The following is a 16,832-nucleotide window of genomic DNA, read 5'->3' as shown; positions in this document are numbered from 1 at the left end:
GCATTGCCCCAAAAGAAACCAAAAGGTCTAGCCCCGACATCCGGCCCCGGCTTCGCCGGGGTTCCCTCGCTTCATCATTGTTCCGAGGGCCCGCCGCGAAGGGCCATCCTTGGCCCATCGCGGCTCTCGCGACATCCATGTCGCTCAACCCTCTCCACAACGATTCCACTCGGCCTCCTGAAGGGGCGATTGGCGTCGTCAGTTACTTTTGCACAAGAAAGACATTACAAAGCCAGCGATGACCGCCAGCTCTTGCCTTGAAGCTTCCTTCGGCGTTTTTTCGGTTTTACAAGTCGCCTCGGTTGCCCTGACCTGACCTTGGGTTTAGCCTAACCGTCCATTCCCCTGCGGAGTTTCGTCCAATGCGCCAGTAATGCCGTCGTGCTCGCACGACCTGTGATCTTTCGTCGTGGCCTTGTGCCGCGCGTTTTCACGGCATTGCCTGGAGTCATTCATGACGAACTCGCCTGTTATCGCGCTCGAGCGCGTGTCCTTTCATTTTTCCAACGGCCAGCCGCTGTTCGATGAACTGAGCGAAACCTTCGATACCCGGCACACCGGCCTGGTGGGGCGCAATGGCGCCGGCAAGAGCGTGCTCGGCCGTCTGCTCGCCGGGCGCTTGCAGCCGAGCGCAGGGCGCATCACCGGGCAGGCGCAGGTCGCCTATCTGCCTCAGGATATCGAGGTGGCCGATGGAACGCGGGTGGTCGACCTGCTGGGTTTTGCTGCGCCGTTCGATGCGCTGGGTCGCGTCTCTGCAGGCTGCATGGACGAGGACGATGTCGAGACGCTCGAAGGCCGCTGGGATATCGCCGAGCGTCTGCACGCGGCGTTGCGCGACGAGGGCCTTGGTCACCTCTCCCTGCAAACCCCGGCCGCCATGCTCAGCGGCGGCGAGCGCACGCGGGTGGTGCTGCTTGGCATGTTTTTCAGCGGCGCCGACCTGCTGATTCTCGATGAGCCCAGCAACCACCTGGATCAAGCCAGCCGTCAGCGTCTGTATGAGCGCCTGCAGCAGTGGCCGGGAGGCCTGCTGGTGATCAGCCATGATCGGCAACTGCTCGACGGCATGCAGCGTATCGTCGAACTGTCGCCAGGCGGGCTGCGCGGCTACGGCGGCAATTACAGCGTCTACCGGGACGCTCTGTTACGTGAGCGACAAGCCGCCCAGCATGCATTGGGGCATGCCCGTACCGAACGCAAACGGGGCGAGCGGGCGTTGCAGGCACAGCAGCAGCGCCAGCAGCGTAGAGCTGCCAACGGAGCGCGAGGCGCACGGGACAGCAACCAGGCGCCAATCCTCCTGGGTCAGCAGAAGAGCCGTAGCGAGAACAGCGCCGGCCGTTTGCAGCAGCGCCTGCAAGAAGCTCGTAGCGGGCTCGATGGCGCGGTGCGTGAGGCCGCCGCGCAGGTCGATGAGAACCAGGGAATCCAGCTGCATGGCGGTGCTGTAACCCTGCCCGAGGGCAAGCGGGTGTTGAGCCTGCGCGCTGTGCAAGCGCCGTTCTCGGCTGCCAGCCTGCCGGATATCGACCTGTTCGGCCCACGCCGGCTGGCGATCACCGGGCCCAACGGTTGTGGCAAGTCGAGCGTACTGGCGATGCTCGCCGGTAGGCTATCAGCCGTTGCCGGAGCGTGTCGGGTCGAGGTGCCGCTGGCCTACCTGGATCAACAACTGTCCTGCCTGCCCGCGGCGCAAAGCGCGCTCGAGCACTTGCGCCGGTGCAACCACGGGTTGCCCGAAGCGCTGGCCCGCACTCGGCTGATGCACCTGGGACTGGATGCTCATCGGGCGTTGCTGCCCTGTGCACGGCTCAGTGGTGGTGAACGCCTGAAGCTGGCGCTGGCCGGGGTGATCGATAGCGAGCCGGCGGCGCCGCTGTTGCTGCTCGACGAGCCCGACAACCATATCGATCTCGATTCGCTGTTGGCCGTCGAAACCATGCTGCGCGACTACCGTGGGGCGCTGATCGTGGTCTCCCACGACGCGGCCTTCATCGAGGCATTGGCGATCACCGATCGCCTGCAGTGGACGGCGCAGGGTTGGCAGTACCAGAGGGCGTGATCGATGGGCTGTCGTAGCCTGGGTCGAGCGTAGCGACACCCGGGAAGTGCGCCCCTGGGTATCGCTGCGCTCAACGCCAGGCTACCGGTGGTCAGACCAAGTGGCGCATACGGATGGCAGCGTCCACCAGCATGCGCTCGGTGCCCGCCCAGCCGAGGCAGCCGTCGGTGATCGATACACCGTAGCGCAACTCGCCGCCAAGGCTCTGGGCACCGTCGAACAGGTGGCTTTCGATCATCACCGCACGCAGGGCGCCGTCGCCGGCCAGGCGCTGGTCAAGCACGTTGCTCAGTACCTCGGGCTGGCGCAGCGGGTTCTTGCCGCTGTTGGCATGGCTGCAGTCGACCATGATCCGCGGCGCGATGCCCTGGCGCTGCAGTTCGGCGCGGGCGGTGGCGACACTGGCGGCGTCGTAGTTCGGCCCCGCGTGGCCGCCGCGCAGCACCAGGTGGGTGTCCGGGTTGCCGTGGGTGTGCACCAGTGCCGGGCGGCCATGGCCATCGACGCCGAAGTGCTGATGGGCATGGGCTGCCGAGCGCATGGCGTCGCAGGCGATGCCGAGGCTGCCGTCGGTTCCGTTCTTGAAGCCCACCGGCATTTCCAAACCGCTGACCAGCTCGCGATGCACCTGGGATTCACTGGTGCGTGCGCCGATCGCCGCCCAGCCGAGCAGGTCGTCGAAGTAGCCGGCCACCAGTGGCTGGAGGATCTCGCTGGCCAACGGCAGGCCCAGCTCCAGCAGCCTGAGCATCAATTTGCGCGAGCGGCGCAGGCCTTCGGCCATGTCGCCGCTGCCATCCAGCGCCGGGTCGTAGACCAGGCCCTTCCAGCCCACCGTGGTGCGCGGTTTCTCGACGTAGGCGCGCATCACCAGCAGCAGGCGATCACCCACCCGCTGGCTGAGGGCGGCCAGGCGCTCGGCGTATTCGAGTACCGCTGCATCGTCGTGCAGGGAGCAGGGGCCGACCACCACCAGCAGGCGCGGGTCGTGACCGTCGAGAATGGCGCGGATCGAGTGGCGCTGTTGCTGCACCTGGCGGGCAAGGGCCGCGGAGAGGGGCAGTTCTTCGCGCAACTGGCTGGCGGTTGGCAGTGGCGAGGTGTGGCGGCGGCTCGGCTGGGCGACCAGGTGCAGGTCGGCGGCTTTGGCGGTGGAGCGGGAGTTGACGGCTACGGACATGGTGATTTCCTCGGCCGGCGCGGACATTACCGCGCGCGGCGCACTATCTGGCTCGATGGGATGTTCGATTGAGTGGTTGAGCGGCGTGAGCGCCGATAAATCGCCAGCTGTAGCGGTAATAGGTTTGGTAGGTGGTGTAGGCGGTCATGGTGAAATCCTCTGTGAACAATCGATGTGCCGGAAAAAACAAAACCCCCGGTCGGGAGGCCGACCGGGGGTTTCGAGAAACTGTCTGGTGGCGACCCTGGGTTACTAGGGCGCCTGTGGGGTATCAGGCGCGCCTGTAGCTAAACCAATACCCATAAAAATACGAAGCTGCAGCGACCACCGATGCCTGGGCACGCGCGATCACGATGCAGGCTGCATCGAGGCGGGTGGCGTTCAGGATCAGGGATGTGGACATGTGCGGCTCCGTTGAATGGCTCGAAAGTAATCCAGGGTGTGTGTGATTGCAAGCGTCGGTAGTGAATGGACTCTGTTATTCCAAGAGGTACAAGGGGTTATGTGGGAGCGGGCGGGGACGCCCAGTCCATGCCCGCGATTCGCGCGCATGGCGCGCTCCCACAGTCACTGAGTCGTAATCAGGTTTCCTGCCGACCGATCCATTTGCCCACCTGCGGTGCTTCATAGCCATCGATCGCTGCCAGCAGCGCGTCGATATCCTGCTCGACGATCAGCATCTCGCGGTGCGGCGCCTTGACGAAGGCTTCGTCGACCATGTGATCGAGAAACCCGGCGAGGCGGTCGTAGTAGCCGTTGATATTGAGCAGCGCGCAGGGCTTCTGGTGGTGGCCGAGTTGTGCCCAGGTCCACACCTCGAACAATTCTTCCAGGGTGCCGACGCCGCCGGGCAGGGCGATGAAGCCGTCCGACAGGTCGGCCATCAGCGCCTTGCGCTGGTGCATGGAGTCGACGATACGCAGGTCATCGAGGCCGGTATGGGCCACCTCCTTTTCCCACAGCGAGCGCGGGATTACGCCGATCACCTCGCCGCCTGCCTCCAGCGCGGCGTTGGCCACCGCGCCCATCAGGCCGACGGAGGCGCCGCCGTACACCAGGCCGATGCCGGCCTTGGCGAGGGTTTGGCCGAGGCGGGTAGCCGCCTGGAGATAGACGGGATTGGTGCCCGCATTGGAACCGCAGAAAATGCACAGGCGCATCTGAGTCTCCCTGGATGAATCGCACGCGACAGCATCGCTAAACCGCCGACCATAGCAGAACAGCGGGGTGGGATTCGACCGCCCGCTGCTACAATGGCGGCTTTGCCCAGCCGGATTGCGCCATGACCGATAACGCCCACTTCCCCCTTGCCGCCGTGGTCGGCGCCGACGCGCTGAAGCTGGCGCTGTGCCTGGTGGCGGTCGATCCGGCGATTGGCGGCGTGCTGATCGAAGGCCCGCGCGGCATGGCCAAATCGACCCTGGCGCGCGGCCTGGCCGCGCTGCTGGAAAGCGGCGTTTTCGTCACCCTGCCGCTGGGCGCCAGTGAAGAGCGCATCGTCGGTACGCTCGACCTGGACGCCGCACTGGGTGAGAGCCGTGCGCAGTTCTCGCCCGGGCTGCTGAGCAAGGCCGATGGCGGCGTGCTGTACGTCGATGAGGTCAATCTGCTGCCCGATCACCTGGTCGACCTGCTGCTCGATGCGGCGGCCAGCGGCGTCAACCATGTCGAGCGCGATGGCATCTCCCACCGCCACGATGCGCGCTTCATTCTGATCGGCACCATGAATGCAGAAGAGGGTGAACTGCGCCCGCAACTGCTCGACCGCTTCGGTCTCAACCTGGCGCTGGATGGCCAGCCGCAGCCGGGCGCGCGGGCCGAGATCGTCCGTCGTCGCCTGGCCTTCGATGCCGACCCGCAAGGCTTTATCGCCACCTGGGCTGGGCAGCAGCAGGCATTGGCCGAGCGCTGTGTGCAGGCGCGTGCCCGGGTGGCGAGTATCCCTCTCGATGACAGGGCGCTGGAGGCGATCACCGGGCGCTGCTTCGAGGCCGGTGTCGATGGCCTGCGCGCTGACCTCGTCTGGCTGCGCGCCGCCCGTGCCCATGCCGCCTGGCGCGGCGCTGAAGCCATCAGCGAGGAGGATATCGAGGCCGTGGCCGACTTCGTGCTGCGCCATCGGCGGCGCCACACGCCGCCGCAGCAGCAGCAGGCGCAACCGCCGGCCAGCCCGCCGCCTCAGGCGCCGAGCGAACAGCCAGCAGCAGGCGAGGGCCATTGGGGCGAGCTGCCGGCGCAAGCGCAAACTACCGGCGAGCGCCGTGAGCCGCCGCGCTGGGCAAAAAAGCCCTAGGCATTCCCCCGCGCGCCAAGGCGGGGACGGATGCCAGACCCACACCAGGCAAACACTCAGGCGGGCACAGCGGTGCCAGGCGCTCGGGCGACAGCGGGGCCATCGATTGGCTCGCCACCTTGCTGCAAGGCAAACCCAGGCGCCGCGCCGATCTGCAGCGCCGGCCGCGCAGCAACGCACCCACCCAGCTGTGGCTGATCGTCGTCGACGCTTCGGCCTCGACCCGCCGCCATGGCGCCTTGAGCAAGGCCAAGGGCTTGCTCGCCGAACTGTTCGAGCGTGCTTATCGGGACCGTGCGCGTATCGCCGTACTCGACGCCCATGGCGCCCAGCCGCAGTGGCACTGGCAGGGCCAAAAGGCATCCGGCGCGCTGCAGCAGTGGTTGCGCGAACTCGGCGCTGGCGGTGGCAGCCCGTTGATCCCCGCCTTGCAGCAGGCCCACGACTGGCTGCAGCGTCGCCAGCGCCTCAAACCTGGGGAGCAGCAACGCCTGCTGGTGATTACCGACGGGCGCCTGCGCGAATGGCCAACGCTCCCCACCAGCCCGTGCCCGGCGACCCTGGTGGATATCGAATGCGCGCCGATCCGCCTGGGGCGCGCCGTGCAGCTGGCGGACGAGCTCGGTGCGGACTACCAGCATATCGATGCGCTGCCCCAACCATCGCGGCGCTGAGCGTTTCCTCGCCGACAAGGCGTTGACGTAGACTGCTGGGCTCACTCAGTTACAGGGCCTTTCCTCGATGCACACCCTCGACCAATTGCGCGCCGGCCAGCTCAAGGGCATCAGCCGCCTCGATCTGTCCGCGTCGCTCACGCAGTTTCCCGAGGAAATATTCGACCTGGCCGACAGCCTGGAGGTGCTCAACCTGAGTGGCAACCAGTTGAGTGACCTGCCGCAGGACTTGCACCGGTTGCATCGGCTGCAGGTGCTGTTCTGCTCGAACAACAATTTCGAGCATGTGCCGGAGTCGGTGGGCCGCTGCCAGTCGCTGCGCATGGTCGGCTTCAAGTCCAACCGCATCCGCGAGCTGTCTGCCAGGGCGCTGCCGCCGCGCCTGCGCTGGTTGATCCTGACCGACAACTGCCTGGGAACCCTGCCCGACGAGCTGGGTGACTGCACTGATCTGCAGAAGCTGATGCTCGCCGGTAATCGCTTGCGTGAGTTGCCGGCGAGCCTGGCGCGACTGCACAAGCTGGAGCTGCTGCGCATCGCTGCCAATCAGCTAGCCGCCTTGCCGGAGTTCCTGCTGCAACTGCCCAGCCTGGCGTGGCTGGCCCATGGGGGAAACCCGTTCGAGGTTGACGCGCCCGCGTCGGGCACGCCTGACGTGCGCTGGGCCGATCTGCAAATCGGTGAGGTGCTGGGGCAGGGCGCGTCCGGGATCATTCACCGCGCGGATTGGCAGCGGGCCGATGGCCAGCGCGAGGCCGTGGCCCTGAAGCTGTTCAAGGGGCAGATGACCAGCGATGGCACGCCGCAGAGCGAAATGGCCGCGTGCCTGACCGTGGGGCAGCATGCCAACCTGATCGGCGCGATTGGTCGCGTGGTCGAGCACCCGCAGGGTCAGCAGGGCTTGCTGCTGAGCCTGGTCGAGCCGCGCTTCGGCATCCTGGCCGGGCCGCCGAGCCTGCAAAGCTGCAGCCGCGATAGCTACCCGAGCGACTGGCGCCTGCCGTTCGACCAGGCCCTGCGGGTGGCCAGCGGGATCGCCTCGGCGCTGCGCCACCTGCACGCCCGTGGCGTGACCCACGGCGACCTGTATGGCCATAACATCCTGATCGACGACATCGGCCATGCGCTGCTTGGCGACTTTGGCGCGGCGTCCTTCCTGCCCGCTGACGCGCCATCTCAGCAGGGGTTGCTGCAACGTATCGAGGTGCGCGCGTTTGGCATCCTGCTCGAGGAGTTGCTACAGCGCTGCGAGGTGCCGGGCGAGCATGCCGCGCAGTTGGCCGAGCTGGTGCGGCGTTGCCAGCAACCGGAGGTTGGCGCCCGCCCGGGCTTCGACGAGATCGTCAGCACCTTGGCAGCGCTGCGCCTAAACGAGTAACCCGACGGTCAGGTCATCGGCTCATCCAGCGAGCGCTTCGACGACTCCGGCAGCGACAGGCCGCCGGCCAGGGCCAGCAGGGCGATGGCGATCAGGTAGTAGGCCGGCGACATGCGGTTGCCGGTCGCCTCGATCAGCCAGGTGGCGACCAGCGGCGCGGTGCCGCCGAACACCGTGTAGGCCAGGTTGTAGGTGAACGCCGAGGCGGTGTAGCGCACCCGGGTGGGGAATTGCTCGGAGAGCAGCACCGCTGTCACCACGCCGCAGATCACCGCGCCGACGGCCAGCAACATGGCGCCTATGGCAGAAGCCAGCAGGGTGCCCGAAGCGGCCAGGGTGAAGGCTGGATACACCGCGACGATCAGCGCGATGCCGGCAGTCAGGATGGTGCGCCGGCGGCCGACGCGATCCGAATAGCGGCCCACGAAGGGGCACAGCAACGCGGCGAACAGCAATGCCATCAGGCTGGCGAGCAGGGCCGTCGGCCGTGCCGCGCCACCGACCACCTGCATGTAGGTGGTCAGGTAGGTGGTGAACATGTAGAACGACAGCGCCGTGGCGGAGATGAACGCCGACAGGCACAGCACGGTGGCGCCGTGTTCGCGCAGGGTTTCGCGCAGCGGCGAATGTTCGGGGTGGGCTTGTGCCGCCAGGGCCTGGAAGGCCGGCGACTCGTCCAGGCGCAGGCGCATGTACAGGCCGACCAGGCCCAGCGGTGCGGCGATCAGGAACGGCACGCGCCAGCCCCAGGCCTGCATCTGCGCTTCGTCCAGCCAGAAGCCCATGCCGAACACCAGCCCGGCTGCGCAGGCGAAGGCCGCGAAGGTGGACACCGGCACGAAGCTGCCATAGCGGGCCTTCTGCTCGGTGGGTGCATGCTCCATCACGAAGGCGCAGGCACCGGCGTATTCACCACCGGCGGAGAAGCCTTGCAGGCAGCGCGCCAGGGCCAGCAGCAGCGGGGCGACCAGGCCGATGCTGGCGTAGGTGGGCAGCAGGCCGATCAGGGTGGTGGCGCCGGCCATCAACAGCACGGTGATCGACAGCACACGCTTGCGGCCGATACGGTCACCGAGAATGCCGAAGACGATGCCGCCCAGCGGGCGCAGGGCGAAGGACACGGCGAACACCGCGAAGGTTTGCAGCAGCGCCAGGGTCGGGTTGCCGGGTGGGAAGAACAGCGAGGCGATGGTCACGGCGAGAAAGCCGTAGACCGCGAAGTCGAACCATTCGACGAAGTTGCCGATGGCCGAGGCGGCGATCACCTTGCGCAAGGTACGCAGATCGACCGGCACAGCCGATTGTGGATAAGTCGTGACGCTCATGGCGGCCTCCGCGCGATTACTCCAACGTGCGGACGCGCCTGGCCTCGGCCTTGGCGTCCATCTGTGGATAACCTACGTGGCTGGCCGGCTGTGGCGGGATTCGAGTGCGACCTGGGAGTAGTCGTGAGCGACAGTTGCAGGCCATGGAGCCGGCTTGGGTGCTGAGACTGCGGTGGATAAGCTTCGCGTTATCCACCCTACGGGCTGGCTGGGGCGGGGATTAGCGAGGCATCGGGTTGAAGGGATAGCGCAGGTAGTAAGTGCCATCACGCCTTTGTGGGAGCGCGCCATGCGCGCGAATCGCGGGCATGGCCGCTCCCACAAGAGCACCTTAGCCCGGGTCGAGCGCAGCGACACCCGGGAGAACGCCGCCCACAAAAAGCCGACCCGGAGGTCGGCTTTCTCGCTGCAACCTAGCGGGCGCTTACAGCGCGTCGCGGCTGCTGGCGCCATCTACCAGGCGGGCGATGCCCAGCGGGTTGGCGTTCTTCAACGCGTCGGGCAGCAGGGCGTCCGGGCAGTTCTGGTAGCACACCGGGCGCAGGAAGCGGTCGATGGCCAGGGTGCCGACCGAGGTGCCACGGGCGTCGGAGGTCGCCGGGTACGGGCCGCCATGAACCATGGCGTCGCAGACTTCCACGCCAGTCGGGTAGCCGTTGAACAGCACACGGCCAACTTTCTGCTCGAGCAGTGCGAACAGCTCTTCGCTACCGGCCAGGTCGCCCGGCTCGGTGAGCAGGGTGGCGGTCAGCTGACCGTGCAGGCCGTTGATGGCCTTGAGCAGCTCGGCCTTGTCAGCCACTTCGACGACGATGGTGGTCGGGCCGAAGACTTCTTCCTGCAGCAGCTCGTCACCATTCAGCAGCAGGCTGACGTCGGCCTTGAACAGCTGCGGACGCGCCTGGTTGCCTTCTTGCTTGGCGCCGGTCAGGTGGGTGATGCCGGAGTGCGCGTTGAGCGCGTCCAGGCCTTTCACGTAGCTCTTCAGGGTGCCGGCGTTGAGCATGGTCTGCGGCTGCTGCTCGGCCATCTTGGCGGTGAAGCTTGCCAGGAAGGCGCTGAACTCGGGCGAACGGATACCGATCACCAGGCCCGGGTTGGTGCAGAACTGGCCACAGCCCATGACCACCGAACCGGCCAGCTCGCCGGCGATTTTCTCGCCACGGGCCTTGGCAGCCTCGGGCAGCAGGATGACCGGGTTGATGCTGCTCATCTCGGCGAATACCGGGATCGGCTGCGGGCGCGCTGCGGCCATGTCGCACAGGGCGCGGCCGCCTTTCAGCGAGCCGGTGAAACCGACGGCCTGGATGGCCGGGTGCTTGACCAGCGCCTCGCCAACGCCGGCACCGTAGATCATGTTGAACACGCCTTTGGGCATGGCGGTTTTCTCGGCGGCGCGCAGGATGGCTTCACCCACGTGGGCGGCGGTGGTCATGTGGCCGCTGTGGGCCTTGAACACCACCGGGCAACCAGCGGCGAGGGCGGCGGCGGTGTCACCACCGGCGGTGGAGAAGGCCAGCGGGAAGTTGCTGGCGCCAAACACGGCCACCGGGCCGAGGCCGATGCGGTACTGGCGCAGATCCGGGCGCGGCAACGGCTGGCGATCCGGCAGGGCACGGTCGATGCGCGCACCGTAGAAGTCGCCACGGCGCAGCACCTTGGCAAACAGGCGCATCTGGCCGCTGGTACGGCCGCGCTCACCCTGGATACGGGCGCTCGGCAGAGCGGTTTCGCGGCATACGGTGGCGACGAATTCGTCGCCCAGGGCATCCAGCTCGTCGGCGATGGCATCGAGGAACGCGGCGCGCTTTGCAGCCGGCAGGCTGCGGTAGGTCGGGTAGGCGGCGGCGGCGGCTTTGGCGGCGGCGTCGACTTCCTCAGGCGTGGCCTGGATGAAGTCGTGGGGCAGGGCTTCGCCAGTGCTGGCGTCATGACTCTTGTGAACGACGGAGCCGGCTGCGCTGTACGCGCCGCCGATGATGTTGTGGCCGATGGTAGCGGGCATTGTTAGCTCCTGTTGGGACGTTTACACGTACGGAAAAGGCTTTGATTGTACGATGTCTGATCAGTTGCGCAAGTCTGCCGTGGATCAGCCCGGATTCACGGGCTGATTCAACAGACCTAGAACAATTGCTTTGGCAGCCACGTTGCGATCCCTGGCATTGCCAGGATCAGCAGGAACAGCAGCAACTGGATGGCGATGAAGGGCAGTACACCACGGTACATCACGCCATAGCCGTAACCCGGCGGGGCAATGGACTTGAGGTAGAACACCGAGGGCGCCAGGGGCGGCGTCAGGTAGCAGGTCTGCACCACTACCATGAACATCACTGCAAACCAGACCGGGTCGATGCCGGCAGCCTTCACCAGTGGGGTGAAGATCGGCACGAAGATCAGCACCAGAGAGATCCAGTCCAGCACCATACCCGCGAAGAACACCATGGCCATGAGAATCAGGATGAGTACATAAGGGCTGAAATTCATCTCATCCATGAATTCGCCAATCATCCAGCCTCCACCGCTGGCGGCGAAGATGGCAGTGAACATGATGCCCCCCGCAACGATCAGCATGATCATCGAGGTGATCTTGATGGTCGAAACCAGCGCCTCGATCAGCCGCTGAATGCTCAACTCGCGGAACCAGATAGCCAGGACCGCGGCACCGAAGGCGCCCACCGCAGCCGACTCGGTGGGCGAGGCGATACCAGCGAGCATCGAGCCGAGCACTGCGGCGATCAGCAGCAGTGGCGGAATCAGTGCACTGAGGGTGATCTTCAGCTTTTCGCCCAGCGGCGTGGCCTTCATCTCTGGCACGGCAGGTGCCAGTGAAGGCTTCAACCAGCAGATGACGATGATGTAGAGCAGGAACAGGCCGAGCATCAGCAGGCCGGGAAACAGGGTGGCAGCGAACAGCTGGCCGATCGACAGCTGCGCCATCGACGCGTACACCACGACGATCACCGAGGGCGGAATGATCGCGCCCAGTGAGCCGCCGCCGCAGATGGTGCCGGAGATGAGTGCGCGGTCGTAGTTGTATTTGGACATGGCCGGAATGGCCATCATGCCCACGACGATTTCCACTGCTCCAACCACACCGGAACTGGCAGCGAAGATGCCGCACATCAACATCGAGGAAATCGCCAGGCCACCGGAAAACCCGCCGAGCCATAACTGCATCGCGCTGAACAGCCGTTGTGCCAGGCCGGTGCGTTCGAGGATCGCACCCATCAGCACAAACAGCGGAATGGCCGATAGGGCGAAGTTGGTCGAGGCCTGCAGCAGCGAGCCATACATCTGCTGCAGGATGTTGTCGCCGAACAGGAACAGGCCGAACAGGCACGACACGCTGATCAACGAAAAGGACACGGGGATACCGAGGAATATCAACAGGAACAGCAGGGCGAACATCAGCAGGGGTATGGATTCCATCATCGGTCAGTGTTCCTTGTGGCCGGGCTGCTTGCGATTGCCGATGAACAACGCGGCATCCACGATGAGCTGATAGGTCAGGCCCGCCAGGCCCAGCGCGAGAGCCAGGTAGAACGGCCACATGAGCGGCGCCCAGGCACTGACGTGCTCGACCTCGCCGTTGACAAAGGCATGCCAGGCGCGACGGCCAGCAACGTAGGTCAGGCCACCGATGATCGGTGTCAGCACCAGCAGGTAGAAGCCGGCGTTGAACCACCGCTGCACCGCTGGCGGCATGCGTGAGGACAGAAAGTCGACGCGCACATGGGTTTCTTCCTTCAGCGCGTAGGCGCAGCCTAGCAGGAAGATGCAGCCGTTGAGCATGTAGGAAATATCGAAGGCCCAGAGCGTCGGACTGTTGAGGGCATAACGCGAGAACACTTCGTAGATCATCGCCAGCACCATGATCAGTGCCATGCTGGCTGCCAGGCACAGCAGCGCTTGCGCTGGCCAGTCGTACCATCTGTTTTTCATAACGCCTCCTTAGCCGGCCGGCCACCCGAGGGCGGCTGACCGCGCCGATCAGTGTCTGTAGAGATAGGAGGAGTTTTCCGACCAGCGTTGCATGTAGTCGCTGTAGTCCTTGAAGATGGCCTTGGCGTCGATGTCGTCGGCTTTGCGCGCTTCCAGCTTGTCGGTGATCAGTTGGTTGCCACGCCGGGCCAGGTCATCGGTGATGCTCTTGTCCAGCTCGATGATTTCGATGCCGGCCTTGCGATAGGTCTGCATGGCCTTCATGTCGCTGTCGAGGAAGTGGAAGTAGCTTTGCATCGTGGTCAGCTTGGCTGCCTCTTCCAGTTTGGTGCGGGTCTTCTCGTCGATGGCGTTCCAGTTCTCCTCGGTCATGAAGAATTCCCAGACGAAGGAGGGCTGGTGCACACCAGGCGTGAGCAGGTAAGGCGCCACTTCATGGAAGCCTTCGGTCAGGTTGGCACCTGGAGTCGCCCACTCGACGGCGTCTACGCCCTTGCGTTGCAGCAGGGTGTAGATCTCGCCCGGCGGCACTACGGTGGGTGATGCGCCGACCTGCTGAATCACCTCGGCCCAGGCACCGGCGGTACGGAATTTCAGGCCTTTGAAGTCTTCGAGCTTCTCGATCTTCTTGTTGGAGTGGGCCAGCACTTCGGTGCTGCCGACGCCGACCACCAGGCTGTGCAGGCCCATGTTCTTGCGGCGAAACTCCTGCAGGTACTTCAGGCCGTTGCCTTCATACAGCCAGGTAAGGGTTTCCTCGCCTGACATGCCGCCTGGAAAGCCGGCGAACACGTTGTTCAGCGGGTCCTGATTGACCAGGTAGGTGGGCGTCGAATGGCCCGCCTTGAGCACACCGTTCTGTACCGACTCGTAAACCTGGAATGGCGGCACGATGACGCCCGCGCCAATCGGGCGGATCTTCACCTCGCCGTCGGTGAGCAGGGCGGCGTTGCTGGCGAAGCGTTTGAGGAAGTTGTCGAAGAAGAAACTGCCTTCCGGCACCGAAGTCGGTACCGAATAGGTGTAGGTGGCCGCCTGGCTGGTGGCGCAGCAAAGCGCCAGGCCGAGAGCGGCAAAGAGCTGAGTGGTCTTGTTGATCATCCTGTTCCCCTTGGTTTTTATGTGTTTGCCAGGTGCGCGGCGTGCGCAGTAGTCAGGCAAGGCAGGTGTGGCCAAAGAAGCGGGAGCCGTGCCTCCCGCACCCATGCGTTGGTAACGCCCGTTGCAGGTCGGCTGTCCCGATCAGGCGGCGCTCTGCTGTGTCGACCAGTTGGCGTACCACTGGCGGAACAGCCTGTACTGGGTCTCGGCGTAGTTACGCTGGGCGTCGCTGAGGGCATCGGTTTCGTAGAAATGCAGGGCGTACTCCTGGTCGCCGCCCAGCACCATCAGGTGCTTGTAGTAGAGAACCAGGTCGGTGCCTTCGTCGAAGGACGACAGCACGTTCAGCGCCTCGGACAGCTCCAGCGCGCGACGGCGGGCGACGGCATCGCCCTTGGCGGCCTGCTTGCTCAGCTCGACCAGTTGCAGCACTTCGCGGGGCAGGGCGTTGCCGATCCCGGTGATGGCGCCCGTCGCGCCGCAATTGACGAAGCCGTGCACCACCTGGGTGTCGACGCCGGCCATCAGGATCACGTCCTTGTCCTGGGAGGTGATGTGCTCGGCGGCGTAGCGCATGTCGGCGGCGCCGCCGAATTCCTTGAAGCCGATCAGGTTGGGGTACTTGCGACGCAGCTTGAAGAACAGCTCGGCGCGGGTGGCGAAGCCGTAGTACGGGCTGTTGTAGATCACCGCCGGCAGCTTCGGCGCCGCTTCGAGAATGGCGGCGAAGTGGGCTTCCTGGGCGGCTGGCGAAGCCCCTCGGGACAACACGCGCGGGATGACCATCAGACCATGGGCGCCGACCTTGGCAGCATGGGCAGCGTGGGACACCGCTTCGCGGCTGTTCACCGCCCCGGTGCCGACGATGGTCGGGATGCCGGCAGCCACCAGGCGTGCCACGCCTTCCTGGCGCTGAGCCTCGGTAAGCAGCGGCCAGTCGCCCATGGAGCCGCAGTAGACCACCGCGCTCATGCCGGCCTCGATCAGTTGTTTACCCTTGCGCACCAGGGCGTCGAAGTCCGGCTGGCGGTCGACGGTGCACGGGGTCATCAGGGCGGGAATGGTACCGGTGAAGATGGTGCTGCTCATGGTGCTGCCTCCTGGGTGAATTCAAAATATTTCGTATACGAAAGCAGGGAGTCGAGATAGGCCCTCTGTTTTCCGTTGTTGGCCGTACGTTCGGTCAGTACCGGCGAGCCGGCATGTTCAAGTCTTCAGCGCGTCTTACCGCTTCAGCTCCAAGGGTCATATGTGCCGGGGGAATTTGCCGGGCTCGATGAGCGGGTCGGGTTTGTCGGCGTGCGCGGTGCCGATCAGGGTGGTGCTGAGTACTGCGCTGAGGGCTACGGCAAAAGCCGGGTTTTTCACAGGAGCCTCGGAAACGGTGCGGGCAATCGCTATAGGTGATTTCGTATACGATATTTAATATGCAACCGCTGTGCCTGTTCTGCGGCGTGAGGCTGCAGGCCGCGGACCGTGGCGGCTCGGGAGGGGATGAGGGGCAAATGGGGCAGTCAAGAGCCCAGGTCGGGTGTTACAGATGGGAGCGATAGCCGCGCGCTGCCGCCCTGTTTCGGAACAGCCGTTGGTATCAGCCGGTGTGCGATTCGCGGAATTGACTCGGCGTCAGCCCGGTCAGCGCACGGAACTGGCGGCTGAAGGCGCTGTGGTCGGTGTAACCGCAGCGCAGGGCGATCTCGGTGATTGGCAGGTCGTGCTGCAGCAGGCGGCTGGCTTCGCCGAGGCGCGCCTTGTGGATCATCTGTCGCGGGGTGAGTTGGAAGATGCGCTTGCAGTGGCGCTCCAGTTGCGCCACCGACAATCCGGCCAGCTCGGTGAGCTCGGCCAGGCTGATCGGCCGGGCGAAGTGCTCGCGGATATGGGCATCCACCGCCGCAAGCTTCGGGTAGGCCGGGTGGCCCGATTGCGGCAGCTGCACATCCCGGGAGATGCCGGCCAGGCCGATGATGTCTCCGCTTCTGTTGCGCAGCGCCAGCTTGTGGGTCAGGCACCAGACCGGCTGGTTGCCGTAATAAAGGTGCAGCTCCAGCTGGTCGTCGAGCTGAGTGCCGCCATCCAATACGCGGCGATCCTGCGCCGTGTAGGAGGGCCCGAAGCTGGCCGGGAACACCTGTTCGGCGGTCATCCCCACCAGCTTGTCCTTGCTCTTGAAGCCCAGCCGCTGGGCCAGGGTCTGGTTGACCAGGGCATAGCGGGTCTGCGTGTCCTTGATGAAGAACACCACCTCGGGCATGGCATCGAGCAACGGCTCGATCTGCATGAGGGTGCTGATCAATGTCGGCAGGTCGGGATGAGGCGAGTTCGGGAGCAGGCTGTGCATGGCTGGCTGCAGACAGTTTGAATAGCTGCAGAGCCTAGCGCGTTATCGAAAGGCAGGCAGCTATTGAGTCCGTGGGGCTGCAAGAACGCGCGGTACGCGGGGAAGGCGGCTGGCACAAACGCCAGAAAGCAGAAAGGGGAGCCGAGGCTCCCCTAAATCTTGTTCGAATCATCGTTCTTGTTAGTGCTAACGGCCTATTGTTGTTGTTTTAGCCGAGGCCTCCAAAGGAGGCCAAGAGCGAACGGATTTGTTTGGACGCTGATGTTGCCGTGATCCTGAGATCCAACCCGTCTGTCGCTGCCTTGCAAAGCAGTTTTATTGTTCTAGACCCGGTTGCGGTACAAGCCCGAGGGCGGTCCTCTCCAAAGAAATCAGTTAGCTGCGTCTCTGCGTTTTTGTCTTTCTTATGCTAGAGCCGTTGTCTTGTTCTTGTTATGGGGTGCGTCTTGTTATTTTTGTTGTGCGGGAGATAGAGCATAACCTGTGCCAATTTTTGAATATCTTTATTTATCAATAACTTAAGATTTTCAGCG

General features: G+C 64.7%; 14 protein-coding genes and 1 pseudogene. 4 read left to right on the top strand and 11 right to left on the bottom strand.

All coding sequences use genetic code 11. The features are described 5' to 3' along the window. Nucleotides 1-454 precede the first annotated feature (454 nt). Nucleotides 455-2,065 (top strand): ATP-binding cassette domain-containing protein, encoded by a 1,611-nt coding sequence (locus tag QYS36_RS08765; RefSeq protein WP_308839113.1) that lies wholly within the window; start codon nucleotides 455-457, stop codon nucleotides 2,063-2,065. A 91-nt stretch (nucleotides 2,066-2,156) separates the two neighbouring features. Here QYS36_RS08765 and QYS36_RS08760 read toward each other — a convergent pair whose 3' ends face one another. The 3 genes from QYS36_RS08760 to QYS36_RS08750 form a co-directional block, all read right to left on the bottom strand. Next, nucleotides 2,157-3,245, bottom strand: a complete 1,089-nt coding sequence (locus QYS36_RS08760; RefSeq protein ID WP_308839112.1) for a 3-deoxy-7-phosphoheptulonate synthase — start codon at nucleotides 3,243-3,245, stop codon at nucleotides 2,157-2,159. Between the two features lie 271 nt (nucleotides 3,246-3,516). Continuing rightward, a complete protein-coding gene (locus QYS36_RS08755) occupies nucleotides 3,517-3,648 on the bottom strand; it encodes a hypothetical protein (RefSeq protein ID WP_308839111.1) in 132 nt (43 codons plus the stop codon). Between the two features lie 178 nt (nucleotides 3,649-3,826). Further along, the gene (locus tag QYS36_RS08750; RefSeq protein WP_308839110.1) at nucleotides 3,827-4,405 is read right to left on the bottom strand and encodes a TIGR00730 family Rossman fold protein; all 579 of its coding nucleotides are present in this window, start codon (nucleotides 4,403-4,405) and stop codon (nucleotides 3,827-3,829) included. A gap of 122 nt (nucleotides 4,406-4,527) precedes the next feature. On the opposite strand from QYS36_RS08750, the gene QYS36_RS08745 reads away from it, so the two are divergent. The 3 genes from QYS36_RS08745 to QYS36_RS08735 all read left to right on the top strand — a co-directional run bounded on the left by QYS36_RS08745 (nucleotide 4,528) and on the right by QYS36_RS08735 (nucleotide 7,590). After that, nucleotides 4,528-5,538 (top strand): AAA family ATPase, encoded by a 1,011-nt coding sequence (locus QYS36_RS08745; RefSeq protein WP_308839109.1) that lies wholly within the window; start codon nucleotides 4,528-4,530, stop codon nucleotides 5,536-5,538. Continuing rightward, a complete protein-coding gene (locus tag QYS36_RS08740) occupies nucleotides 5,520-6,212 on the top strand; it encodes a VWA domain-containing protein (RefSeq protein ID WP_308839264.1) in 693 nt (230 codons plus the stop codon). Before QYS36_RS08745 ends, QYS36_RS08740 begins: the two co-directional genes overlap by 19 nt. Before the next feature lie 67 nt (nucleotides 6,213-6,279). Beyond that, nucleotides 6,280-7,590, top strand: coding sequence for a leucine-rich repeat-containing protein kinase family protein (locus QYS36_RS08735; RefSeq protein ID WP_308839108.1), 1,311 nt, complete (start codon nucleotides 6,280-6,282; stop codon nucleotides 7,588-7,590). An 8-nt stretch (nucleotides 7,591-7,598) separates the two neighbouring features. Here the strand turns inward: QYS36_RS08735 and QYS36_RS08730 are convergent, their stop codons facing one another. From QYS36_RS08730 to QYS36_RS08695, 8 genes and pseudogenes are all read right to left on the bottom strand, one after another. Then, a complete protein-coding gene (locus QYS36_RS08730) occupies nucleotides 7,599-8,915 on the bottom strand; it encodes an MFS transporter (protein WP_308839107.1) in 1,317 nt (438 codons plus the stop codon). A 424-nt stretch (nucleotides 8,916-9,339) separates the two neighbouring features. Beyond that, a complete protein-coding gene (locus QYS36_RS08725; protein ID WP_308839106.1) occupies nucleotides 9,340-10,920 on the bottom strand; it encodes an aldehyde dehydrogenase (NADP(+)) in 1,581 nt (526 codons plus the stop codon). Nucleotides 10,921-11,036: 116 nt separating this feature from the next. Then, a complete protein-coding gene (locus QYS36_RS08720) occupies nucleotides 11,037-12,347 on the bottom strand; it encodes a TRAP transporter large permease subunit (RefSeq protein WP_308839105.1) in 1,311 nt (436 codons plus the stop codon). A gap of 3 nt (nucleotides 12,348-12,350) precedes the next feature. Next, entirely contained in the window at nucleotides 12,351-12,857 is a 507-nt protein-coding gene (locus tag QYS36_RS08715; RefSeq protein WP_308839104.1) for a TRAP transporter small permease subunit, read from the bottom strand. Nucleotides 12,858-12,905: 48 nt separating this feature from the next. Then, entirely contained in the window at nucleotides 12,906-13,958 is a 1,053-nt protein-coding gene (gene dctP / locus QYS36_RS08710; protein ID WP_308839103.1) for a TRAP transporter substrate-binding protein DctP, read from the bottom strand. Nucleotides 13,959-14,099: 141 nt separating this feature from the next. After that, nucleotides 14,100-15,047 (bottom strand): dihydrodipicolinate synthase family protein, encoded by a 948-nt coding sequence (locus QYS36_RS08705; RefSeq protein ID WP_308839102.1) that lies wholly within the window; start codon nucleotides 15,045-15,047, stop codon nucleotides 14,100-14,102. Nucleotides 15,048-15,221: 174 nt separating this feature from the next. Beyond that, a pseudogene (locus tag QYS36_RS08700) lies at nucleotides 15,222-15,326 on the bottom strand (amino acid ABC transporter substrate-binding protein); the annotation flags it as partial. A 223-nt stretch (nucleotides 15,327-15,549) separates the two neighbouring features. Beyond that, on the bottom strand, nucleotides 15,550-16,299 hold the full coding sequence (locus QYS36_RS08695; RefSeq protein WP_308839101.1) for an AraC family transcriptional regulator: 750 nt from the start codon (nucleotides 16,297-16,299) through the stop codon (nucleotides 15,550-15,552). Nucleotides 16,300-16,832: the final 533 nt, after the last annotated feature.

The organism is Pseudomonas sp. G34 (assembly GCF_031119625.1).
In the GTDB taxonomy this organism is placed as follows: domain Bacteria; phylum Pseudomonadota; class Gammaproteobacteria; order Pseudomonadales; family Pseudomonadaceae; genus Aquipseudomonas.
This window is presented reverse-complemented; position numbering and strand designations above follow the sequence as displayed.